This window comes from Arthrobacter sp. 2YAF22_2, assembly GCF_052114645.1.
GTDB lineage: Bacteria > Actinomycetota > Actinomycetes > Actinomycetales > Micrococcaceae > Arthrobacter.
The window spans coordinates 1-1,311 of the sequence record NZ_JBFRFD010000728.1; the positions used below are offsets into that span (position 1 = coordinate 1).

The 1,311-nt window shown below is 68.5% G+C and carries 2 protein-coding genes and 1 pseudogene; all 3 read right to left on the bottom strand.

Annotated elements, in window-relative coordinates; translation table 11 throughout:
* A partial coding sequence (locus tag AB4Y86_RS19060) for an ATP-binding cassette domain-containing protein (RefSeq protein WP_441403689.1) occupies positions 1-417 on the bottom strand: 417 nt, incomplete at its 3' end.
* Between the two features lie 101 nt (positions 418-518).
* Complete coding sequence (locus AB4Y86_RS19065) at positions 519-1,019, bottom strand: DUF6993 domain-containing protein (RefSeq protein WP_441403690.1); 501 nt, start codon at positions 1,017-1,019, stop codon at positions 519-521.
* 65 nt (positions 1,020-1,084) lie between these two features.
* Positions 1,085-1,311 (bottom strand): annotated as a pseudogene (locus AB4Y86_RS19070) (single-stranded DNA-binding protein); the annotation flags it as partial.

Here is a 1,311-nt window from a genome sequence, read left to right on the forward strand (position 1 = left end):
GAGGTCCCACGCGTCGGCAGCGTCGATGGCTTCCTGCAGGTGGCCCATTTCCTCGAGGAGCGTGTCGTAGTCCGCGTCCGGGCTCGCCATTTCTTCGGAGATCTCATTGAACCGCTGGATCTTGCCGTAGATTTCGCCGACGCCTTCCTGGACGTTGCCCAGAACGGTCTTGTCCTCGTTCAGCGGCGGTTCCTGCAAAAGGATGCCGACGGAGTACCCGGGACTCAGCCGTGCTTCACCGTTGGACGGAGTGTCCAAGCCGGCCATGATCTTCAGAATGGTGGACTTACCGGCACCATTGGGGCCAACAACACCAATCTTGGCCCCCGGGAAGAAGGACATGCTCACGTCGTCGAGGATAAGTTTTTCGCCAACGGCCTTGCGGGCCTTGGTCATTGTGTAGATAAATTCCGCCATGCCTACAAATCTAGTGGCTCGGAGCGGATAACTCACATTCCGGAGGGCGGCCGCCGGAGTCCGGCGACGGGTCCGCGGAGCGCCGTTCCGGTGGCTGCGGACTAGGCCGGCGAACCGACGAGACAACGGCCGCCTGCAAGAAGGGGGAGAACGGTCACGGCCACGGTGCCCTTCCGCAGCTGGGCAACGATGCAGTCCTGGTCCTGCCGGACCGCTGCCTCCACCGCGTCCGCCGCAAGACCGGTGGGCGTTCGGCTGGCTGTGACTTCGATGGCAGCGGGCGGGAAGCCGGCGTCGACGATGGCCGCACGGATTTGATCCGTCCCGGGCGCGGACCCCGGGGCCGCCATCCTTGCCAGAGCCGCCTCCATGCGGGTCCGGGCCGCCGAAGTGGCCGGACCGGGCGTCGCGGAGGGGGTTTCGGGTCGGGCGGCCACCGCTGGCGCCGGGGCGGACGGGGCTGACGCGGCCGCGGACGCGCCGCCCGCGCTGCTGCTGCCGATGCTGCTGCTGCCGATGCTGCCGCCGCCGATGGTCGCCGAGCAGGCGGAGGTCGCTGCCAGTAGCAGGCCCACTGCTCCGAACACGGGCAGCAGCGCCAATCGCTCAGTCTTCCTGAAGGCCCGCATCACCTGGCAATTCTGCCACGGGGCCACCGTCCGCGGGCTCAGGCGGCGGCCTCCTTCAGCTCGCCGGTCTCCTCGTCGAACTCCTGCTCGTCATCGGTGTCGTCGCCGTCCGATGCACCATGGCCGCCGTCGTCGTTCGGCTCGCGGTCACCGTCGTGGGGCAGGTCGGCCCCGCTGCCGTTGCCCTCGACAGCCGCGAGGCCCTGGCCAGGCACCGGGCCGCCGCCGGCGGTCCGTGTGAAGTTGGCCGAGCCCCACATCAGGT